The 21,474-nt window shown below is 63.3% G+C and carries 19 protein-coding genes; 14 read left to right on the top strand and 5 right to left on the bottom strand.

Annotated features, from left to right (window positions below; all coding sequences use genetic code 11):
* Positions 1-217: 217 nt before the first annotated feature.
* Genes ACF07D_RS14980 through mnhG form a run of 6 tightly spaced genes read left to right on the top strand, consistent with a single transcriptional unit; the run spans position 218 to position 6,540 of the window.
* Positions 218-3,109, top strand: a complete 2,892-nt coding sequence (locus tag ACF07D_RS14980; protein WP_391505435.1) for a Na+/H+ antiporter subunit A — start codon at positions 218-220, stop codon at positions 3,107-3,109.
* Positions 3,106-3,558 carry a Na(+)/H(+) antiporter subunit C gene (locus ACF07D_RS14975; protein ID WP_119281595.1) on the top strand — a complete coding sequence of 151 codons (453 nt, stop codon included), beginning with the start codon at positions 3,106-3,108 and terminating at the stop codon, positions 3,556-3,558. Before ACF07D_RS14980 ends, ACF07D_RS14975 begins: the two co-directional genes overlap by 4 nt.
* Positions 3,555-5,225, top strand: coding sequence for a Na+/H+ antiporter subunit D (locus ACF07D_RS14970; protein WP_391505434.1), 1,671 nt, complete (start codon positions 3,555-3,557; stop codon positions 5,223-5,225). The genes ACF07D_RS14975 and ACF07D_RS14970 overlap by 4 nt, the downstream gene beginning before the upstream one ends.
* Positions 5,218-5,778: a Na+/H+ antiporter subunit E gene (locus ACF07D_RS14965; RefSeq protein ID WP_391505433.1), complete on the top strand. Its 561-nt coding sequence runs from the start codon at positions 5,218-5,220 to the stop codon at positions 5,776-5,778. Before ACF07D_RS14970 ends, ACF07D_RS14965 begins: the two co-directional genes overlap by 8 nt.
* A 14-nt stretch (positions 5,779-5,792) precedes the next feature.
* On the top strand, positions 5,793-6,083 hold the full coding sequence (locus ACF07D_RS14960) for a monovalent cation/H+ antiporter complex subunit F (protein WP_119281603.1): 291 nt from the start codon (positions 5,793-5,795) through the stop codon (positions 6,081-6,083).
* Positions 6,076-6,540, top strand: coding sequence for a monovalent cation/H(+) antiporter subunit G (gene mnhG, locus ACF07D_RS14955; RefSeq protein ID WP_119281598.1), 465 nt, complete (start codon positions 6,076-6,078; stop codon positions 6,538-6,540). The genes ACF07D_RS14960 and mnhG overlap by 8 nt, the downstream gene beginning before the upstream one ends.
* A gap of 88 nt (positions 6,541-6,628) precedes the next feature.
* Here mnhG and aceB read toward each other — a convergent pair whose 3' ends face one another.
* Entirely contained in the window at positions 6,629-8,284 is a 1,656-nt protein-coding gene (aceB, locus tag ACF07D_RS14950; RefSeq protein ID WP_391505432.1) for a malate synthase A, read from the bottom strand.
* Between the two features lie 263 nt (positions 8,285-8,547).
* Here aceB and ACF07D_RS14945 point away from each other — a divergent pair, with 263 nt between their 5' ends.
* The 4 genes from ACF07D_RS14945 to ACF07D_RS14930 all read left to right on the top strand — a co-directional run bounded on the left by ACF07D_RS14945 (position 8,548) and on the right by ACF07D_RS14930 (position 12,045).
* On the top strand, positions 8,548-10,017 hold the full coding sequence (locus ACF07D_RS14945; RefSeq protein ID WP_119281600.1) for an XRE family transcriptional regulator: 1,470 nt from the start codon (positions 8,548-8,550) through the stop codon (positions 10,015-10,017).
* Between the two features lie 236 nt (positions 10,018-10,253).
* The gene (locus tag ACF07D_RS14940; RefSeq protein ID WP_370647881.1) at positions 10,254-10,637 is read left to right on the top strand and encodes an FHA domain-containing protein; all 384 of its coding nucleotides are present in this window, start codon (positions 10,254-10,256) and stop codon (positions 10,635-10,637) included.
* Positions 10,638-10,660: 23 nt separating this feature from the next.
* Entirely contained in the window at positions 10,661-11,314 is a 654-nt protein-coding gene (locus ACF07D_RS14935; RefSeq protein ID WP_391505431.1) for a MerR family transcriptional regulator, read from the top strand.
* A 209-nt stretch (positions 11,315-11,523) separates the two neighbouring features.
* Complete coding sequence (locus ACF07D_RS14930) at positions 11,524-12,045, top strand: MerR family transcriptional regulator (protein ID WP_255809743.1); 522 nt, start codon at positions 11,524-11,526, stop codon at positions 12,043-12,045.
* Positions 12,046-12,132: 87 nt separating this feature from the next.
* On the opposite strand, the gene ACF07D_RS14925 is transcribed toward ACF07D_RS14930, so the two are convergent.
* Positions 12,133-12,945 carry a ParA family protein gene (locus tag ACF07D_RS14925; RefSeq protein ID WP_119279297.1) on the bottom strand — a complete coding sequence of 271 codons (813 nt, stop codon included), beginning with the start codon at positions 12,943-12,945 and terminating at the stop codon, positions 12,133-12,135.
* A gap of 88 nt (positions 12,946-13,033) precedes the next feature.
* Between ACF07D_RS14925 and def the strand changes: the two genes are divergently transcribed.
* Positions 13,034-13,525: a peptide deformylase gene (gene def / locus ACF07D_RS14920; protein WP_391505430.1), complete on the top strand. Its 492-nt coding sequence runs from the start codon at positions 13,034-13,036 to the stop codon at positions 13,523-13,525.
* A 79-nt stretch (positions 13,526-13,604) separates the two neighbouring features.
* On the opposite strand, the gene ACF07D_RS14915 is transcribed toward def, so the two are convergent.
* On the bottom strand, positions 13,605-15,434 hold the full coding sequence (locus ACF07D_RS14915; RefSeq protein ID WP_391505429.1) for an AMP-dependent synthetase/ligase: 1,830 nt from the start codon (positions 15,432-15,434) through the stop codon (positions 13,605-13,607).
* A gap of 138 nt (positions 15,435-15,572) precedes the next feature.
* Here ACF07D_RS14915 and ACF07D_RS14910 point away from each other — a divergent pair, with 138 nt between their 5' ends.
* Both ACF07D_RS14910 and ACF07D_RS14905 read left to right on the top strand, forming a co-directional pair.
* On the top strand, positions 15,573-16,253 hold the full coding sequence (locus ACF07D_RS14910) for a 1-acyl-sn-glycerol-3-phosphate acyltransferase (RefSeq protein ID WP_119279602.1): 681 nt from the start codon (positions 15,573-15,575) through the stop codon (positions 16,251-16,253).
* A 109-nt stretch (positions 16,254-16,362) separates the two neighbouring features.
* Positions 16,363-17,754 (top strand): class II 3-deoxy-7-phosphoheptulonate synthase, encoded by a 1,392-nt coding sequence (locus tag ACF07D_RS14905; RefSeq protein ID WP_391505428.1) that lies wholly within the window; start codon positions 16,363-16,365, stop codon positions 17,752-17,754.
* 151 nt (positions 17,755-17,905) lie between these two features.
* Here ACF07D_RS14905 and pknB read toward each other — a convergent pair whose 3' ends face one another.
* Positions 17,906-19,888 (bottom strand): Stk1 family PASTA domain-containing Ser/Thr kinase, encoded by a 1,983-nt coding sequence (gene pknB / locus ACF07D_RS14900; RefSeq protein WP_391505427.1) that lies wholly within the window; start codon positions 19,886-19,888, stop codon positions 17,906-17,908.
* Positions 19,889-19,982: 94 nt separating this feature from the next.
* Between pknB and ACF07D_RS14895 the strand changes: the two genes are divergently transcribed.
* Positions 19,983-20,333 (top strand): Rv2175c family DNA-binding protein, encoded by a 351-nt coding sequence (locus ACF07D_RS14895; protein WP_119279303.1) that lies wholly within the window; start codon positions 19,983-19,985, stop codon positions 20,331-20,333.
* A 1-nt stretch (position 20,334) separates the two neighbouring features.
* Here the strand turns inward: ACF07D_RS14895 and ACF07D_RS14890 are convergent, their stop codons facing one another.
* Complete coding sequence (locus ACF07D_RS14890; RefSeq protein WP_391505426.1) at positions 20,335-21,429, bottom strand: polyprenyl synthetase family protein; 1,095 nt, start codon at positions 21,427-21,429, stop codon at positions 20,335-20,337.
* Positions 21,430-21,474: the final 45 nt, after the last annotated feature.

Here is a 21,474-nt window from a genome sequence, read left to right as displayed (position 1 = left end):
GAGGGGGACCTCGTGGGAGAGTAGGACACCGCCGAACATTTTGTTGAGAAAGCCCCGGAGCAATTGCGCTCCGGGGCTTTCGTCATTTCAGGGACGCATCCGCTCGCCGGCGCGCCGTCCTCGAAGTTCACACCGGATTGGTAGAGAGGCCATCGCTGCCCTCAATCATCCGATAAACTGGTAGCTGGACGACGGACAATGCGAAAGTAGGCAGCCAATGGGCGCGATGATGGGTACTATTCTCTTCCTCGCGCTCGTGTCTCTTGTTTCTCATCCGCTTGTGAAGCGGTTTGGGCGTCGCGTCTTTCTCGCTCTCGCCGCGGCTATGGCTGCCGTTTTCGGCGTCTTTGTCGTGCTTTCGGCCGAGGTGTTTGGGGGCGAGACGCTCGTCGAACATCTCGAGTGGATCCCGCAGCTGAACGTGAATCTCACGTTCAGGCTTGACCCGCTCTCTGCCCTGTTCGCGCTTCTCGTGACCGGAGCCGGCGCGCTCGTGCTGCTCTACTGCTCCCACTACTTCGACGACGGTGAGCTCGGCATCCCGCGATTTGCCGCAGTCTTCATGGGCTTCGCCACGAGCATGCTTGGTCTTGTCATCGCAGACAACGTCTACCTGTTGTTCATCTTCTGGGAAGCGACGACAGTCTTCTCCTTCCTGCTCATCGGGCACGTTCTGCGGTTGCGCACTGCGAACTCGGCCGCGCTCCAGGCGCTGATGATTACGACGCTTGGCGGACTCGCCATGCTCGTCGGGTTCGTGCTGATCGTGCAGGCAGGCGGCACTCCGCTGCTCTCTGAGATCATTGCAGATCCGCCGCAGGGAACGATTGTGACAGTCTCGGTCTACCTTGTGCTTCTCGGAGCGCTGTCGAAGTCGGCTATTTTCCCATTCCACTTTTGGCTCCCCGGTGCCATGGCCGCGCCGACGCCCGTGAGTGCCTACCTGCACGCGGCCGCCATGGTGAAGGCCGGCGTGTATCTGATTGCTCGGATGAGTGAGCCGTTCGCTGATGTCCCCGGTTACCGGTGGACGCTCGTGATTCTCGGCGGCGTCACAATGCTCGTCGGCGGATTCCGTGCTTTGCGCCAGTTCGATATCAAGTTGATCGTCGCGCAGGGGACCGTGAGCCAGCTTGGCCTCCTCGTGATGGTCATTGGTGTGGGAGACCCGAGAGCAACGTTTGCAGGACTCGTGTTGTTGTTCGCCCACGCGGTCGCCAAGGCTCCACTCTTCCTTGCAGTCGGCGTGGTCGACTACTCAACTGGAGTTCGTGATCTCCGGAAGTTGAGCGGCATCGGCAAGCGACTTCCTGTACTCGCATTTGTCTCGATTGTCGCTGCAGCGTCGATGGCTGGCCTGCCGCCGTTCTTCGGTTTCATTGCCAAGGAGTCTGCGTTCGCCGAGCTACTCGAGGTGGGGGCATCGCAGCCCGCAGCCTACGTGGCACTCGCGGTCGCTATCGTCGGCAGCGTTCTGACAATGAGCTACATGATCCGGTTCATCTGGGGTGCTTTTGCCTCAAAGCGGGGTGTTGCTCCTACACCGATTGTGACGAAGGTCTCCTCGGGTATCGTCGTCGCTCCGGCTATGTTTGCTGCGATCGCCGTGCTGTACGGCGTTGCGTCTCCGCTCCTTGACCCGCTCATTCGAGCGGCCGTTCCGGCATCGCCAGCTGGTGACCCCGAGCACCTGAGCATCTGGCATGGGTTCACGTTGCCGTTGCTCTTCTCCGCCGCCATTGTGGTGCTCGGAGTCCTCCTGTTCTTCCCAGCCAAACGCCTCGCAGTGACCCTGCCGCCACCGTCGGAGCGATTCTCGGGGTCGCACGCCTACTGGGTTGCGACGCACGTCCTTGATACCGTGGCGGTGAAGTTTACCTCGCTCACTCAGCGTGGTTCGCTGCCGTTCTACCTTGCGGTGATCCTCGCTGTTGTCGTCATTGCGCTCGGCGGCACGGTGCTCTCGGTGCAGCAGTGGCCGGAGGAGCTGTCGCTCATTTCGAGCCCGGTCGATATCCCAATTGCGATCGTGATGATTGTCGCGGCGCTGTTCGCGATGCGCGCCCGCACACGTTTTCAGGGAGGCTTGCTTGTTGGCGTGACAGGGTACGGAATGGCGACGATCTTCGCGCTCCACGGCGCACCTGACCTTGCGCTCACCCAGCTCCTCGTGGAGACAGTCACGCTCATCGCTTTCGTGCTCGTGATTCGTCGTCTCCCCGCGCACATGGCGTCGCGGCCCAGGCTTGCGAAGCGCACGTTCAGGCTGCTGTTGGGCACGGGTGTTGGCCTTGTTCTTGGAACTGTTGCTGTCGTGTCGCTTGGCGCGCGGATCGCCGACCCGATCTCGCTCGGTCTGCCGCAGCTCGCGGTCGAGGGAGGCCACGGGTACAACGTCGTGAACGTGATGCTCGTCGACATTCGCGCGTGGGACACGATGGGGGAGCTCTCCGTGATCCTTGCTGCTGCGACAGGAGTTGCGTCCCTCGTCTTCCTGAACACGCGAAACGACCAGAGTCCTCATCTCAGCCGGCGTGAGGCCCGCAACGCAACCCGAGCGCACCTGCTCCGTGTTGCAGATCCAGAGGATCCCGCGAGCCGGATGAACTGGTTGCTTGCAGGCTCTTACCTTCGGCCAGAGCGTCGTTCGATCATTCTTGAGGTCGTCGTCCGGCTTGTGTTCCACGGCCTCCTTATTCTTTCCGTGTTCCTCTTGCTGTCCGGCCACAATGCCCCTGGCGGTGGGTTCGCCGCCGGTCTCGTCGCTGGTCTCGCGCTTGTCGCCCGTTATCTCGCGGGCGGCCGGCATGAGCTTCGAGCAACAGTGGCGCTCGACGCTGGCAGGATCCTCGGCATCGGGCTCGCGCTTGCAGTGACGATGGCCATTCTCCCGTTGTTCTTTGGGCAGCCGGCGCTCTCCTCAAGCTGGGTCGATGTCGATCTTGGGCCATTTGGTTCGCTTCCGCTCGTCACGTCGACCCTGTTCGACATCGGCGTCTATCTCGTCGTGTTCGGCCTCGTGCTTGACGTGCTCAGGAGTCTGGGTTCCGAAATCGATGAGCACGAAGAAGAAGACCAAGCCGAGTTCGCAGAGGAGGTAGCGCGATGACGATGCCCCTCGTGTTGGTCGCGGTGATGGTAGTGATGTACATCGCAGGCGTGTACCTCCTCCTCGACAGGAGCCTCACACGCATCATGCTCGGGTTCCTGCTCGTCGGTAACGCGACGAATCTCCTCATTTTCCTGATGTCGGGAGATTTCGGTGCGGCACCGATCGCTGGCGGCGACGAGGAGATCAGTGATCCGCTGCCCCAGGCGTTCATCCTCACCGCTATTGTCATCACGTTTGGTGTGAGCGCGTTCCTGCTCGCGCTCATCTATCGCTCCTGGCGTCTGGCTCGCGTCAGCGACGACCATGTCGAGGATGACGCAGACGATCTCGCAATCGGTAGCGCCGAGACGCTCACAACCGGGCAGGTCACCGAAGAAGACCTTGAGGACGCCCCAGAGTTTGAGGAAGACGTGCCAGAAGACGAGACGCAGGAGGCCCGCAAGTGACATTCCTCGTTCCCCTCGTCGTTCTGATACCGCTCGTTGGCGCAGCACTGGCCCTCGCAGCGCCGGGGCGTGGCGCGCTGCAACGCGGCATCACCCTCGTGGCCCTTACTGCGAGCTCTATTCTCGGCATTGCGCTGATGTTTATCGTCGACCGCGTCGGCCCGCTCGTCATGCAGGTTGGCGGCTGGGCGGCGCCGTACGGCATCTCCCTCGTCGTTGACCGTGTCTCTGCGATCATGCTGGCGGTGTCAGCAGTTGTGCTTCTCGCGGTGTTCATCTTCTCGATCGGGCAGGGCCTCGCCGACGGCGACGAGGAGACACCGGTCTCGATCTACTACCCGACGTACATGGTGCTCGGAGCCGGCGTCTTCAACGCGTTCATCGCTGGCGACCTGTTCAACCTCTACGTCGGGTTTGAGATCCTGCTCGTCTCGAGCTACGTGCTCATCACGCTCGGTGGTACCGCGCCGCGAATTCGCGCGGGTGTGACCTACGTCATCGTTTCGCTCGTGTCCTCGATCCTGTTCCTTGCGGCGATCGGCCTTGTCTACGGGGCCACTGGGACTGTCAACATGGCCCAGCTGCAGACCCGGATAGCCGAGTTGCCGAGCGACCTGCAACTCATTCTCAACCTGGCGCTGCTTATCGCGTTCGGTATCAAGGCGGCTGTGTTCCCGCTTGCGTTCTGGCTGCCTGATTCCTACCCGACGGCCCCCGCCCCTGTGACGGCTGTGTTCGCGGGCCTTCTGACGAAGGTCGGCGTTTACGCGATCATTCGAACGCAAACGATGCTGTTCCCTGAGTCCAGCGTCGATCCATTACTCATGGTGATAGCCGCGCTCACATTGATTGTCGGCATCCTCGGGGCGATCTCGCAGCTCGACGTGAAGCGGATGCTGTCGTTTACACTCATTAGCCATATTGGGTACATGATTTTCGGCATCGCGATCGCGACATCCGCTGGCTTTGCGGCGACGATCTACTACATCGCTCACCACATTATTGTGCAGACCACGCTGTTTCTCGCAGTCGGCCTCATGGAGCGTCAGGGGGGCACGACATCGCTTTCGGGGCTTGGCGGGCTGCTGCGAAGCGCTCCGGTTATCGGCGTCTTGTTCTTCATCCCGATGCTGAACCTCGGCGGCATCCCGCCATTCTCTGGGTTCCTCGGCAAAGTGGGCCTCTTCACGGCCGGTGCGGCACTGCAGACACCCGGCGCGTACTGGCTCATCGGTATTGGTGCACTCGTCTCGCTGCTCACGCTCTACGCGCTTGCACGCGCCTGGGTGCTCGCATTCTGGCGACCGAAGCCCGCGACAGCTGTCCAGTCGGGTCCGGCGAAGGAGCCCGCAAAGGCGCCATCGACCGAGGCATTGAGGCTGCGCGAGCGTGAAGAGGCGATGATTGAGCGGTTGCAAGATGCCCCCGACGCCTCACCGACGCAAGAGAAGCGCGGAATCCCGCGGCTCATGATCGGCGCCACTGTCGGAATGATTGGGGTGAGTCTCGTACTCACGTTCGCGGCGGGCCCGCTATTCGGGTATGCCGAGCGTGCGGGTGAGGATCTCGCGAACCCAGACGTTCTCGCCTCGCTCGTGCTCGACGGTGACCACCCGAACGGTGGCAGCGGCTCCACGGCAGCGCCAGAGGAGGTATCGAATGGCTAAGCGAACTCCTCGCACGGTGACGGGCATGGAACTCATCGTGCGATTCCACGAGCTGCCGCTGCTGGTTGGCCTCGTTGTGCTCTGGATGATGCTCTGGCGCGAGGCGTCGCTGCTCTCGCTCGTGAGCGGCATTGTCGTCTCGATCGTGATGATGCGTGTGTTCTACCTTCCACCCGTCGCACTCGCCGGCCGATTCAACCCGTGGTACGCGCTGCGCTACCTCGGCTATTTCCTGTGGAATCTCGCGCGGGCCTCATTCGAGGTTGCGTGGCTCGCGGTTCGGCCGGGCCCGGTGCCAATGACGTCGATCATCGCCGTTCGGCTCCGCACGAAGTCCGACTTCATTTTGACTGTCGTTGGATTGACGATCTCGTTGATCCCAGGCTCACTTGTTGCCGAGGTCGATCGGTTTGGATCGGTGCTCTACTTGCACGTGCTGAATACGCCGTCGCAGAAGTCGATTACGAAGATGCGCCGTGACGTTGCGACGATCGAACGGCTCCTCATTCTCACGCTTGGCTCCAAACAAGAAGTTGCGGAGGTGCGCAAGTGACTCTCGAACTCGTGATGTTTATCGCGATTGGCGTTGGGCTGACGTTCACCGCGCTCGCGGCGCTCGTTCGTATCGTGCGCGGTCCGACGATTCTCGACAGGATGGTCGCGTCTGACGTGCTGCTCACGACAGTGATTCTCGCGCTCGGCGCCGACATGGTCGCGCGTAACCACACTGACTCCGTCCCGATCATGGTCGCGATCGCGGCGACGGCGACGTTCGCGACGATCGTGGTTGCCCGCTACGTGAAGCGGCGCGGGGAGCAGGATCTGCCCGAGTCTGCGGGGGAGGCTGAGCATGTTTGATCAGATACTGGACATTGCCGCGCTTGTCTGCTTGCTGCTTGCGGCCGTGCTTTCTGCGGCCGCCGGCATCGGCCTACTTCGGTTTACCGACGCGCTGAGTCGACTCCACGCTGCGACGAAGCCTCAGATCTTCGGTCTGCTGCTTGTTGTTGCGGCCGTCGCGATTGACCAGCGCTCGCTTGGCGTGTTTCTCGCGCTCGTGCCTGTCTTCGTCTTCCAGGCGCTCACCGCGCCGACGGCAGCTCACATGGTCGGTCGTGCCGCCTACCGTACCGGTCAGCTTGACTCCCGCACGATTCTCGTCGACGAGCTTGGCCCTGCAGTTGAGCGGGCGACGGCCAGGGCAGCTGAGCAGGATCGTGAACAGGCGCTCGCAGAGCAGGCCCGCGACCGCGAGCTCGAAGCCGCTGAAGCTGAGCGTGAGGTGACGCCCGGTAGGCCCCCGACGGTAAGCTAGCCGAATTGGCGATGCAAAAGGGTGGCCCCCTCCGTGAGGAGGGGGCCACCCTTTTCACCACCAGCGCGCTTGGACGTGCGCGGAGATTCTACGCGTCGACGAGGTAGCGGCTGTAGGCAGGTACCGTGAGGAACGTCGGGAAGGTATCGCCGAGCGCGACGTCGGCGAAGAGCTCCGCCGCGTCATCGTAACGGTCGCCCTCGAACCGCTCGAAGCCGCGCAGGGTCTCCGCGAGGATATCCGAGACCCAAGCGCGCGTGATCGGTGTGCCGTCGGCGGTGCGCTGATCCTGATGGATCCACTGCCAGATCTGCGAGCGGCTGATCTCTGCTGTCGCGGCGTCTTCCATCAGGTTGTCGATGGCGGCGGCACCGACACCGCGAAGCCACGACTCGATGTAGCGCACGCCGATCGAGACGTTATCCCGTACCCCGGCCTCGGTGATGTCGCGGCCGATGTGCACGTCGAGCAGCTGCGCGGCAGTCACCTCGACATCATCCCGCTGACGGTCGATCTGGTTTGGCCGGTGGCCAAGCACCGCGTCGAACTCGGCCCGCGCGACCTGAATGAGGTCTGGGTGCGCAACCCAGGTGCCGTCGAAGCCGTCGGCTGCCTCGCGGCTCTTGTCCGCGCGCACCTTCTCCTCGGCGAGGCGCGTGACCTCGGGGTCGCGTCGGTTCGGAATGAACGCGCTCATGCCGCCGATTGCGTGGGCTCCACGGCGGTGGGCGGTGTTCACGAGCAGCTCAGTGTATGCCCGCATGAAGGGCACCGTCATCGTGACCTCGCTACGGTCAGGCATGACGAACCTGGCGCCGCGGCCGCGGTAGTTCTTGATGATTGAGAAGATGTAGTCCCACCGACCCGCGTTCAGACCCGCCATGTGGTCGCGCAGCACGTAGAGGATCTCTTCCATCTCGAAGGCCGCGGGAAGCGTCTCGATGAGCACCGTCGCGCGGATCGTGCCGTGCGCGAGGCCGAGACGCTCTTCGGTGTAACTGAAGATGTCGTCCCAGAGCTTTGCCTCTTCACTCGACTCGAGCTTTGCAATGTAGAAGTATGGGCCGTGGCCGTTCTCGATGAGCTTCTTCGCGTTGTGGAAGGCGTACAGACCGAAGTCGACGAGGCTGCCCGACGCTGCGCCCTGCTGTCCCTGCGCGTCGGTGAAGCGAATGTGCTTCTCGACGAGGTGCCAGCCGCGTGGCCGCATCACAATCGTGGGGGTCTCGGCGGCAGTGACCCGGTATTCCTTGCCCTCTGGGCTCGTGTATTCGAGCGTGCCGCGAATCGCGTCGAACAGCGACAGCTGGCCGCCGATGACGTTGCGCCACGTTGGGCTTGTCGCGTCCTCTTGGTCAGCGAGCCACACCTTGGCGCCTGAGTTCATCGCGTTGATCGTCATCTTCGGGTCGGTCGGACCCGTGATCTCAACGCGCCGGTCTTCGAGGCCGGGAGCCGGGGCCGCGACGCGCCAGCTTGCATCCTCACGGATATGGCGGGTGTCCTCGCGGAACTTGGGGTCGCGGCCGTTGCCGATCTCGTAGCGGCGGCGCTGCCTGTCGGCGAGTCGCTCGTGGCGGGTGCTCGCGAAGCGCTGGTGCAGTTCGGTGAGGAACGCGAGTGCCTCGGGGGTGAGGATCTCGTCGGATCGCTCGAAGGGGCGCCCGTTGACTGTGAGCTTGGGCTCGTGGGCCGTGGGGGAGAAGGTGCGTGTCCGCTCAGCGGTTGCGGTTGGAGTGTTCATTTCGGTGTCCTTAGCGTGGTGTGTGCGCCGGTCCCGGTGGTGAGTCGGTGTCGGTGCGTGTGTGGTGAAGCCGCTGGGTGTTGCTGCTAATGCCCGGGTCGGTGTCGCTCGCCATTGATGACTTCGTGAACCGGAGAACCGGGGGAACTGCGTGGTGTGCTTCTATCTTCCGCCCGGAGATCGCCCGTCGTGCCCCATTTGTAGCGTGAAATATTGCACTTTTTCTGCTTGCCGAAAGAATCTTGCTCTGTCACGATGGATGCATGACGATCGAAGCCCTCGACCTCGCCCCCGCTGAGCCCGATAGCGATGCTGGCGATGCGCTGACGCTCGGGCGTAGAATCCGTGAGCGCCGTACCGAGCTCGGCATGACTCTTGAGCAGCTCGCGCAGGCTGTCGACCGCGCGCCCTCGCAGCTTTCGGCGCTTGAGAACGGCAAACGCGAGCCGCGGCTTCCGCTCCTGCGTGCGCTTGCGGCGGCGCTCCAGTCAACAGTCGACGAGCTCCTGCTCGACGAAGCGCCGAGCGAGCGCGCTGCGCTCGAGATCTCTGTCGAGCGCGCGCAGCGAGGCGCAGTGTTCAGGTCGCTCGGGCTGCAACCCATACGTGTGTCGAAGGCCACGAACGACGAAACGCTCCGCGCGATCATCGGGCTGCATCAGGAAGTTGAGCGGCTGCACAGTGAGCGCGCCGCAACCCCCGAGGAGGCGCGGCGCGCCAACACCGAGCTTCGGGCGGGCATGCGTGTGGCAAATAACTACTACCCGGACCTCGAGCGTGCTGCGGCTGAGTTGCTGGATAGCGTCGGCTACTCGGGTGGTCCCGTGCTTCAGCAGACTGTCGCGAAGGTCGCCGAGAAGCTCGGATTTACGCTGCACTACGTGAGCGACTTGCCGCATTCGACGAGGTCGGTCATCGATCGCCGGAACGGCAGGATCTACCTGAGCGCGAACCTCCCATCACGGGACGCCAGGGCACCGATCCTGCGCGCTCTCGGCAGCCTCGTGTGCGGCCACGAAGAGCCCCGAAACTACGGTGATTTCTTGAAGCAGCGCGTCGAGGTCAACTACCTCGCGGGAGCTGTGCTGCTGCCCGAGGCGGCTGCGGTGGAGTCGCTGAAGGACGCGAAGAAGCGCCGTGAGATCTCCATGGAAGACCTGCGCGACGCGTTCGCGGTGTCGTACGAGATGGCCGCGCACCGTTTCACGAACCTTGCGACTGAGTGGCTCGACCTCAACGTGCACTTCATGAAGGCGCACGAATCTGGCACCCTCATCAAGGCGTACGAAAACGACGGCGTGCGATTTCCGTCAGACGCGCTTGGCAATCTCGAAGGCGCGATGGTGTGCCGCAACTGGACGGCGCGAACGGTGTTCGCCCAGCCCGACTTCTTCAATCCGTGGTATCAGTACACCGACATGGCCGCGGGGGGCACGTACTGGTGCACGTCTCGCCTTGAGAACGCGAAGGAAGGCCAGTACTCCGTGAGCGTCGGTGTGCGCTTCGAAGACGTCAAGTGGTTTCGCGGGCGCGAGACGCAGCACAGGTCGCAGTCGTTCTGCCCAGACGAGCGCTGCTGTCGTCGAGCATCAAGCGAGCTCACCCAGAAGTGGCAGGCCTCGGCCTGGCCCGAAGCTGCGACACCGACGAGCCTGCTCGCCGCCCTGCCGACAGGCACATTCCCAGGTGTCGACTCGCACGAGGTGTACGAGTTCCTCGAGTCTCACGAGTAGGCGCGTGCCTGGCCCAGTGGACGACTGGCTGCCGGGGCCGAGAGGCGCTCTCGCGTATCTGCGAGGGAAATCGGGTCCAGGGATGCGCCGCGATGCCTCACTGCGATAGCGTAGGGGGAAAGTATCGAGGTTCTAGCCCCGACAAGGATAAGACAGGTGAGATAGTGGTGAACGAGAAGCGGAATAAGGATACCGAGGTACGCGCCACGGAGCAGTTCCGTGAGGATCTCAACGCGATGATTCGCGCGCAGGTCACCGACCTCACCGTCGACGAGCTTGAGGCGGTGCAGTCGCTGCCCTCGGGTGCTGCGCTGCTCGTTGTGCGCCGTGGCCCTGATCTCGGGGCACGCTTCCTGCTCGACCAAGACGTGACTGTGGCTGGCCGTCACCCGGCCGCCGATATCTTCCTCGACGATGTGACTGTCTCGCGTAAGCATGCTGAGTTTCGACGTCGGGGAACTGTGTTCTCGGTGCTCGACCGCGGTTCGCTGAACGGCACCTACTGCAACGGTGAGCGCATCGAGGGTGAAGTTGTTCTCGAGGACGGCGTGGAGGTGCAGGTGGGAAAGTTCCGCTTCACATTCTTCGCCTCCCGGTTTGATCTCCCGGGCTCCTTCTGATGGCTTCGGCGCAACTGCGGGCTGTGCCCGTAGGGCTTCTCAGTATCGGCCAGGTGCTTGCCGCGCTGCAGGAGGACTTCGCCGACCTCACTCCGTCGAAGCTTCGCTTTCTTGAAGACCAGGGGCTCGTGACGCCTGAGCGCACGAAGTCTGGCTACCGGAAGTTCTCGCAGGAGCACGTTGAGCGTGTTCGTCTCGTGCTGACGCTACAGCGAGACCACTACCTGCCGTTGAAGAAGATCGCTGAGGTACTCGAGGAGCTTGACGCCGGGCGTGATCCAGTGATCCCTGGGGCGTCTCAGCGCAGCGCTTCGACGATCCTTTCGTCGAAGGAAGTGCTCTCGAGCGACGAGCTCTGCCACGCTGCTGCGACGAACAAGCGGTTCCTTGGTGAGGCGATCGCGGCCGGCCTGCTGCCTGCCACGGAGGTCTTCCCATTCGACGCGATTGCGCAGCTCAACGCTCTCGTGCGCCTTGCTCAGGCGGGTCTGACACCCAGGCATTTGCGCTCCCTGAGGATCGCCGCCGAGCGAGAGGCTGAGATGCTCGCTCACGCTGTTTCGTCGCGCGGTGAGAAGCAGGGATCTCCGGGCGCCGTCGACGGCTCGCTCGAGCTTGTCGAGTATCTTGAGACTGTCCGCTCCGGCGTGTTGCGTCGCAAGTTTAGTGCGCTGTAGATCGGCGGAATTTCGCTGTTTTCTCACCTTCAAGTAGAACCTGAAGGTAGAAATCGCAATTCGCTGCTCGCGGTCGTTGCCTCGGGGGCCACTCGCCGATAGCGTTAGGTGAATTGAGCACAACGCGAGAGAGGGAAGTCATGGAGCACATCGATCCGCCATTTGGCGGGAGCGGCGCTGGTGCGGGGGAGTACCTGGACTCCGCAGAGATGCTGTTCAGCGACGGGCTTCCCCAGCCGAACATCGACGGGGGCTTCAAAGGCGCCGTCGCGGCGCGTGCGGCGGGCATCACGTACCGCCAGCTTGACTACTGGGCGAGGACCGGGCTCGTTGAGCCGACAGTCCGCGGCGCGAGCGGGTCTGGCTCTCAGCGCCTGTACGGCTTCCGGGACATCCTCGTGCTGAAGCTCGTGAAGCGTCTGCTCGACACAGGAATCTCGCTGCAGCAGATCCGCACCGCAGTGGCGCAGCTCCATGAGGCAGGCGTGCACGACCTGTCTCAGACGACGCTGATGAGTGACGGTGCCGGCGTCTACCTGTGCACCTCGAGCGACGAAGTCATCGACCTCGTGAGCCGCGGCCAGGGCGTGTTCGGCATTGCGGTTGGCAAGGTGCTTCGTGAGGTCGAGACCTCACTCGTCGATCTCGACGATCACCGCGAGAAGGCCGCAGATGACTCGTCACTGAACGACGAGCTTGCTGCTCGCCGTGCCGCACGAAAGACCTCATAGTTCTTGTAGCTCGCGCATACGAGAGAGGGGCTCCGCGGCATGTGCCGCGGAGCCCCTCTCTCGTATGCGCGCTGGGCGCCAAGTCTACTAAGCCTGTTTTGCCTGCGCCGCGGCCTGGCCCGCAGACCTCAGCACGCGGTCAAGGACCAGGTCAAAGTTAGCGGCCATCTCCTGCGCAGGTTCGCCAGGCCAGAGGTGTACAGGCTTCGCGGCGCCCTGGGCCTGCTGCAGCGCAGGGCGCTCGGGGAGCTGCGGGTTCAGCACAAGGGGGCCAAACATCTCACGCAGCTCGCGGATGCGGAACTGGTGCTCCATTGACTGCGGCTGCGTGCGGTTGATGAGAATTCCAAGGGGCTGCAGTCGTGGGCTCACGCCGCGGCGGATCTCCTCGATTGCGCGCAGGGCGCGGTCAGTTGCTGCGACGGCGAACAGGCTCGGCTCGGTGACGATAAGTACGCGGTCGCTCGCTGCCCAGGCAGTACGCGTCAGTGCGTTCAGCGAGGGCGCGGAGTCGATGATGACGAGGTCGTAGTCGGCCTCGACAGTCGCGAGCGCCTCCTCGAGCTTCCAGATGTCGCGGGCAGAGGGGTGCGGGCCGTCGAAGTTGATCGCGGAAGGGCTGCCAACGAGCAGGTCAATCTTGCCGCCCTCGTGGAACTCATTCCAGCCGCTCGGTGCGATCGCTGAACGCACGACCTTCTCCTTGGGAGACTCAAGCACGTCTGCGACGTTCGCGAAGCCCTCAGGGTCGACTGCGAGCCCGGTGGAGACGTCGGACTGCGGATCGAGATCGACGACAAGCGTCCTGAGTCCACGTGAGAACGCCGCCGACGCAATGCCGAGACTTACTGTCGTCTTTCCTACGCCACCTTTGAGGGAGCTCACACTCAATACATGCACGTTTCGAGCTTACTGGATTCCGATTGGAAACTGTTGGGTGTTCTTCCAAAACGGCAGCGATTTGCGCTGAGCCGATAGCATCGAAGCTATGGCAAAACGCGAGATTCGATTGTTCGGTGACCCGGTGCTGCGCACGGTCTGCGAGGAGGTGACCGAGGTCGATTCGGGGGTGCACGCAATCGTGGCCGACCTCGTTGAGACTGTTGACGAGCCGGGCCGGGCCGGGCTCGCCTCAACGCAGATTGGCTACACCGTGCGTGCGTTCAGCTTGAACATCGACGGCCACGTCGAGTACGTGTTGAACCCTGAGCTCGTTGAGGTATCGGGGGAGCCCGTGCCGACGGGCGAGGGTTGTTTGTCGGTTCCTGGCCTGTGGTTCGAGGTCATGCGCTACCCGTACGCGAAGGTGCGCGGGATCGACCTCGAGGGCAACGAGATCACGATCGAGGGCACGGGGCTGAAAGCTCAGGCCCTGCAGCACGAGTGCGACCACCTTGACGGGAAGCTGTACATCTCACGGCTCGACCGCGAGGCCCGCGGCGAGGCAATGGGGCAGATCCGCACCTCTACGTGGTTCTAGCCGCGCGGACACACACGAAACGCATGTGGGGGGTGCTCCGACTCTGAGTCGGAGCACCCCCACATGCGTCTTGTGCAGGCTAGTGCTGCGTCTGGACCGCCTCAGTCTGCGGGTTTTCGCCGTAGATGTCGGCGATCTCCGACGCGAAGTCGCGCAAAATGTTGTCGCGCTTGATGCTCATCTTCGGAGTGAGGTGACCGTTCGCTTCGACGAAGTCAGTCGGCAGGATGACGAACTTGCGAATCGACTCAGCCCGTGACACGTACTTGTTGCCTTCGTCGACGGCACGCTGCACCTCGGCGAGCACCTTCGGGTGGCGCGCGGCCTCTTCGACAGTCATGTCAGGGTTCTCACCCTGGTTCTTCAGCCAGGCAGGCAGCATCTCCATGTCGAGCGTGACGAGCGCCGCAATGAACGGCTTCTGCTCGCCGACTGCAACGACCTGGCTGATGATCGTGTTCGCGCGGATTGGATCCTCGAGAGCCGCAGGCGCAACGTTCTTGCCACCAGCGGTGACAATGATCTCCTTCTTGCGGCCGGTGATCGATAGGTAGCCGTCGCTATCGAGCGAGCCGAGGTCGCCGGTCTTGAAGAACCCGTCCTCGGTGAAGACTGCCTTCGTTGCCTCAGGGTTGTTCCAGTACTCCTTGAAGACGTCGATTCCCTTGACTTCGATCTCACCGTCTTCGGCGATTCGAACGGTGTGGCCGGGTAGCGCGGGGCCGACAGTGCCGATCTTGAACTTGTCGGGCAGGTTTACGGTGACCGGAGCCGTCGTCTCTGTCAGGCCGTAGCCCTCGAGGATCTTGATTCCGAGGCTCCTGTAGAAGTGGCCGAGGTACTGGCTCAGGGGTGCAGAACCCGACACTGCGTACTTGACGCGGCCGCCGAGCTTCTCACGGAGCTTCGAGTAGACAAGCTTGTCGAACACCTTGAACTTCAGGCCGAGCATGAACGGCACGTTGCCAGCATCGAGCGCCTCGGAGTGCTCAACTGCGACCTTCGCCGCAGTGCGGAAGATCTTCCCCTTGCCCTCAGCCTCAGTCGACTGCTCAGCCGAGTTGTAGACCTTCTCGAATACGCGGGGTACCGCGAGAAGGAAGGTGGGGTGGAAGGTGCTCAGCGCAGGGAGCAATTGGGTGGTGTCTGCCTGGTGGCCAACGCGCACGCCACCGTGCACGCACAGCACGGAGATAAAGCGGGCGAAGACGTGGGCGAGCGTGACGAAGAGCAGCGTCGCGGCGCCCGGCTGCTGGACGAGTTCCGACAGCGCGCTGCCGGCGTTGCGAGACAGGTCGACGAAGTTCGAGTGGGTAAGTACGCAGCCCTTCGGTCGACCGGTGGAACCCGAGGTGTAGATCAGCGTTGCGATGTCATCGCCTGATGCAAGGTTTCGGCGACGCTCGATCTCGGCGTCGTCGACACCCGCGCCCTTCGACGTCAGCGAAGCGATTGCGCCCTCGTCGAGGCGCCACACGAGATCAACCTGAGTGAGCTGATCCTGGACTTCTGCGAACCTGCCGAACTGATCGCCTGTCTCGACGATGAACCCTCGCGCTCCCGAATCCTCGAGGATCCAGTGGATCTGCAGCGCCGACGAGGTCTCGTAGACGGGAACCATGACAGCGCCGGCGTAGTGCAGCGCAAAGTCGACGAGCGTCCACTCGTAGCTCGTCTTGCACATGAACGCGATGTGGTCTCCTGGCTCGACGCCAGCCTCGACGAAGCCTTTGGCGAGGGCAACGACCTGGTTTCTGAACTCGGTCGCCGTGATGTCAGTCCAGCCGCCATTCGACGGTGTGGCGAAGAGGGGGCGATCGGGGGTGGCTGCCACCCGCTGTTCGAGAAGGTCTGTAATGTTATCCTCGGGAACCGGGGGAACGAGCAGTGGTGTTTCTGACAGCTTCACGGCAACTCCTTTGTACCTCGTGTCGGACGCTGTTCGCAGCGGTTTCGCTGCGAACATGTATGCTCTCACCCTATCTCTATGCGCCTGTGGGCGCGCGGCTCCGCTATTCTGGAGCTCTACGAAGGGAACCAGCTCACTTTGCTTTACTGGATCTTTAAACACCTGATCGTCGGGCCCTTTTTGAAAGCGGTGTACCGGCCGTGGGTGGAGGGAGCCGAGAACATTCCGGCGACTGGCCCCGTAATTCTTGTCGGGAATCACCTATCGGTTATCGACTCGTTTTTCCTGCCAATCATGATCGAGCGACGCGTGTACTTCCTCGCGAAGAGCGAATACTTCACCGGTAAAGGGCTGAAAGGGTGGCTCGTAAAGACCTTCATGCTCGGAGTCGGTCAGCTGCCAATCGACCGCTCGGGGGGTAAGGCATCTGAGGCATCCCTGAACACCGCACTCAAGGTGCTTGACCGCGGCGACGTCCTTGGGATCTACCCGGAGGGCACTCGCAGCCCTGATGCCAGGCTCTACCGTGGCCGAACTGGCGTCGCCCGGATGGTGCTTGAGTCAGGCGTCCCGGTCGTTCCAGTTGTGATGATCGACACTGAGAAGGCGATGCCGATCGGCGCGAAGTTCCCGAAGATCCGGCGCATCGGTACAGTGATCGGCCAGCCGCTCGATTTCTCACGTTTCGAGGGTATGAGCGCTGACCGTTTCGTGCTGCGTAGCGTGACCGACGAGATCACGCTCGCGATCCAGGAGCTCAGCGGCCAGGAATACGTCGACGTGTACGCGTCGAGCGTTCGCGAGCGCGCGGGCTCCTAGCTGGCGCGTTCGCTCATGGCTGTGGTCTGGAATGCCACGTCGGCGCGGCGTGTTGGGTAGTGTTGAGTGGTGCCGCTAATTGGGGCGGTGCCTTTGAGATACACACGGGATGGCCATGAACGCAGCAAGCGTAGAGACCCTGACGGCGCAGCAGACCTTTGAGCAGCTCGATGCATATCGTGCACTCGAGGCAAAGCAGCAGCCGAGCTGGCCCGACGCCGCCGCGCTCGAGTATGCGAAAGAAGAGCTCTCAACGCAGCCGCCACTCGTGTTTGCAGGCGAGGTAGACCAACTCCGCGAGCGGCTCGCAAGCGCCGCCCGCGGCGAGGCATTCCTTCTGCAGGGCGGCGATTGCGCCGAGACGTTTGAGGCGGCGACAGCAGACAAGATCCGCGACCGCGTGAAGACGCTGCTGCAGATGGCAGTCGTGCTTACCTACGGCGCCTCGATGCCAGTCATCAAGGTCGGTCGCATGGCCGGGCAGTTCGCGAAGCCCCGCTCGAGCAACGAGGAGACCCGCGAGGGTGTCACGCTGCCCGCGTACCGCGGTGACCTCGTGAACGGCTACGACTTCACGGCGGCCTCGCGCACCGCGGATCCGAGCCGTCTCGTGCGCGGCTACCACGTCTCAGCCTCGACGCTGAACCTCATTCGCGCATTCACGCAGGGTGGGATGGCTGACCTGCGCCAGGTGAACTCTTGGAACCAGGGCTTCGTCTCAAACCCCGCGAACCAGCGGTACGAGGCCCTCGCGACTGAAATCGATCGCGCACTCCGCTTCATGGATGCGTGCGGGGTCGACCACACGGCGCTCACCCAGACTGAGTTCTACGTGAGTCACGAGGCGCTGCTGCTCGACTACGAGCGCCCGCTCGCGAGGATCGATTCGCGCACAGGCGAGCTCTACGGCACCTCAGGGCACATGCTCTGGATCGGCGAGCGCACCCGCGACCTCGATGGCGCACACGTCGACTTCCTGTCGAAGCTTCGCAACCCGATCGGCGTGAAGCTCGGCCCGACGGCCACGACTGACGACGCACTGCGGCTCATCGACAAGCTCGATCCTGAGCGGGAGCCAGGCCGCCTGACATTCATCACGCGTATGGGCGCTGAAAAGATCCGGGACGTGCTCCCAGGCCTGCTCGCTGGCGTGCGAGACGCGGGCGCGCAGCCGCTGTGGGTCACCGACCCGATGCACGGGAACGGCATTACGACGGCGACGGGCTTCAAGACACGCCGCTTTGGTGACGTCATGGATGAGCTGCTCGGATTCTTCGAGGCACACCGTGAGGTGGGAACATACCCCGGCGGCATCCACGTCGAGCTCACCGGCGACGACGTTACCGAGTGCCTTGGTGGTTCGGAGAACATCGACGAGGAGGCGCTCGCGACACGCTACGAGTCAGTCTGCGACCCTCGCCTGAACCACATGCAGTCGCTGGAGCTCGCGTTCCAGGTTGCTGAAGAGCTGAAGCGAACCGTGGGCGCTGGCGCACGCTAACCAACTGAAACCCGCTGAGGGCACGCTCGCGAGAGCCTGGCCTCAGCGGGTGAGTTGTTTCTGCGAGCTGCGTCCGTCCCTGAGGTGCGACCGCTCGTGAGCTGCTTCCGCCTGGCCACCTGGCCACCTGGCCACCTGGCAGCCTGGCCGCCTAGAGCGAGAGCTGAGAGGTGATCCTGATCTCGGTTCCGGCTTCGACCCGCTCGCCAGCTGCCGGATTCGTGCCCGTCGCCTTGGCAAATCCGCGCAGCGCCTCAGGCACGAGCGTCGAGGGTGAGAAGCCCGCGCCTGCGAGCGTGTCCATTGCTTCCTGGAGACCGAGCCCTGACACGTCAGGAATCTCGAAGAGCTCGGGTCCTGTCGAGATCTGCAGGCCGACAGTGTCGCCAGGTCGAACTGGGTCTGTCGTCCAGTTCACGGCGACGACCTGACCCTTGGGGACATCGTCTGAAATGACCTCGGTGTTGTGGGCGCTATCGACTGTGAGCTCGCTCTTGCTGAGCACGCTTGTCGCCTGGTCGACTGTGAGACCGTTGACCGACGGAGGTTGGCCTGCAGAGACGATGAGGTTGATAGTGCCGCGCTCTGGGAACGTGCTGCCAATCTCGGCGTCGTCGGCGTCGAGAGCGGCGAGCACCTGGCCCTCGGGCGTGTCCGAGAATCGGGTGTCGGACACCTCGCCAAATGTGAACTTGCTGTCGCTGATGAGCGCTGTGGCATCGTCAAGCTGGAGGCCGACAAGCGTTGGCACGGCAAGCATTTCCGGGCCCGTCGACTTACAGAGCGTGACTTCGGAGCCGCGGTCGAGTCGAGAACCCGGGTCCGGGGTCACTGCCGAGGCAAGGCCAACCTCGACCTCGAGGCTCGAGCAGTCTGTCACCGCAACGGTCAGGTCGAGCGCTTCAAGTTCGGCCTGAGCGTCGGCAACTGTCATGCCAGAGACTTCGGGAACTGTGACGGCGGAGCCTGGTCCCTGTCCGAACCAAAAGGCTCCGGCGCCTGTCGCGACGGCGAGTGCGGTGACGATGAGCGCCATGGTTCTGCCCCTGCGAGCGCGGCGAACGCCCTGGACGTGTGCGCGATCGGTGCTCGTCGCGGCGGCTGCAGGCGCGACCGCGGCGTCCCGGGTGACAGCCTGCAGGGATGCCTGTTCGACACCGTTCAGTACTGTCGTGGATGGAGTGAGGCGCGTCGTCGCGGCGTCGTCGAACGCATTGCCGGGCAGCACGGTTGTGTCTCCGGGGCCCTGCCCAATCGGGAGCACGGCTGTCGCGAGTGCCTCGGGCATGTCATACGGGTCGTTGCGGAGTTCGCGCATATGCAGGAGCGCCTCGCCCGCGTTCGCTGGCCGAAGTTCAGGATCGCGTTGCGTCAGCCACACAACGAAACTGTCGAGTGCGGGAGTCGAGACATCGCCTGATTCCGATGGCGCGGGCACGTCCGAGTGCGCGTGCTGGTACGCAATCTGCATTGGCTGTTCGCCGGTGAACGGTTGGGAGCCCGTGATCATCTCGTAGAGCATGATGCCGAACGCGTAGAGATCGCTGCGCTCACCGGCAACGCCGCGGGTGACAAGCTCGGGGGAGAGGTACGCGATCGTTCCGAGCAGGGCCTGGCCCGTCGTCGTGTTTGCGCTCACCGCTCGTGCGAGGCCGAAGTCGCCAAGCTTGATCCTGCCGTCGTCTACGAGCAGCACGTTCTCGGGCTTGAGATCCCGATGCACAATCCCAGCGTTGTGAGCCGCCGCGAGGCCAGCGAGCACGGCTTCGCCGATCTCGAGGCTCTGATCGAGCGTCAGCCGCTGTTGCTTCTTGAGGAGTTCGCGGAGCGTGATGCTCGGCAGATATTCCATGACGAGGTAGACCCTGCCAAGGTCTTGACCCTGGTCGAACACGTTCACGAGGTTCGTGTGCGAGAGGCGTGCAGCACTGCGAGCCTCGCGGTCGAAGCGTCGTGTGAAGTCTGCGTCTTCAGCGAGGTGTTCGTGCATCACCTTGACGGCGACCTTGCGTTCTAGCCGCAGGTCGTGCGCAAGGTAGACCATTGCCATACCGCCGCGGGCAATGCGTGAGCGGATCACGTAGCGCGCGTCGAGCGTCTGCCCGATAAGCGGGTCGATAGTGGCAGGGGTCACGGGGAAAGTCTACGGAAGATTGCATGCGCATACCCTGCCGCGCGCCGTGTGCTTGCGGATTGCGCTTCGGGGAACACGCTGGCAGAGTTATGGGGTGTCAGAGAATACTGCATCAATCGGCTCGACCCTTACTATCCCCGAAGTCGCTGAGCGCCTCGGGATCCCGCTCGGCAAGGTACACCGCCTCGTTGAAGACCACTATCTCGCGATCGTGCGCATCGACGGGGTTCGGCGGGTGCCAGTCGAGTTCATCAACGACGACAACGAGCCGCTACACTCCCTGCGCGGCACGCTGCTCGCGCTCAGCGACGCCGGGCTCAACTCTGAGGAGTCGATGAACTGGCTGTTCTCGGTGAACGACGAACTCGGCGTGCGGCCGATCGACTCGCTCGTCGCCGGTCACAAGAGCGCGGTACGCCGCGCCACACAGTCGCTCGCGTTCTGAGTTAAGAACTCCGGCTGGCGGCGCGGCCGGCGAGAGCGCTCAGGCGTTCTGCCGCTGCGCCGTCAAGCTCTGCGAGTGCTCGGTGCGCGCGGTCGATGTTTCGCGTGATCATCTGTTCGACCTGCTGTTCAGCGCCGCTGTCGCGAATGGTGCGCTGCAGCATGTACACCTGCTCGGTATCGAGGTCGGTGCCGAGCAGGTCATCGAAAATGCGCCGCTGGGTCACGGGCAGCGCCTCGCGCGCAAGTGTCACAAGCACCGTCCGCTTGCCTTCGACGAGATCGTCACCACTCGGCTTGCCCGTGAGCTCTTCATCTCCGAAGACGCCAAGGAGATCGTCGCGTAGCTGGAACGCGACTCCGACAGGGAGACCGAACCCCGCGAGGGCAGCCTCCTGTTCTGCGCTAGCGCCAGCGAGCGCCCCGCCGATGAGGAGCGGTGCCTCAACGCTGTACTTCGCCGACTTGTAGACGAGCACACGAGTGGAGCGGTCGAGCTGTTCCGCGTGTTCGGCGAAGCTTGAGCGCTGCTCCTCGAGCACGTCGAGGTACTGGCCGACAGCGACTTCGCTGCGCATCCTGTTGAAGTGTGCGCGGGCTGCCCGCGAGAAGGACGACTCAGCTACCGCGTCGCAGGCGCGGTTCATGAGCTCGTCTGACCACGACTGGAGGAGGTCGCCGAGCAGGATCGCGCTCGAAATGCCAAAGTGCTCGGGCGCGCCGCGGTGGCCATGTTCGCCGTGAAGCCCGGCAAAGCGTTTGTGGACGGCTGGGCGGCCACGGCGCGTGTCGGAGCGGTCGATGACGTCGTCATGGATGAGCGCTGCTGCGTGGAAAAGCTCAAGGGCGCACGCGGCGTCGAGGACAGCGCCGAACTCGGTCGTCACCGGGCCGACAATGTCGAGGGGGCGCACGGCGCGATACCCGTGTACGGCGAACAGGGCGCGGAATCGCTTGCCGCCGGTGAGGAAGTCCTTGGCCTCGTCGAGCAGCGGAGCCGCGTCTGGACCGAGCGGCTCGAGGTCTGCGCGGTGGCTGTCGATGATGTCGTTCAATCGCTCCTGAATAAGGCCTGCGAGTCTCGTCGTTTCGTCCACCCGACTAGCCTATCCGGCGGCCGTGGTCGTAGACTGGATGGGAAG

The sequence above is a fragment of the Leucobacter sp. NPDC015123 genome (assembly GCF_043080205.1).
Classification (GTDB): Bacteria; Actinomycetota; Actinomycetes; order Actinomycetales; family Microbacteriaceae; genus Leucobacter; species Leucobacter aridicollis_A.
This window is presented reverse-complemented; position numbering and strand designations above follow the sequence as displayed.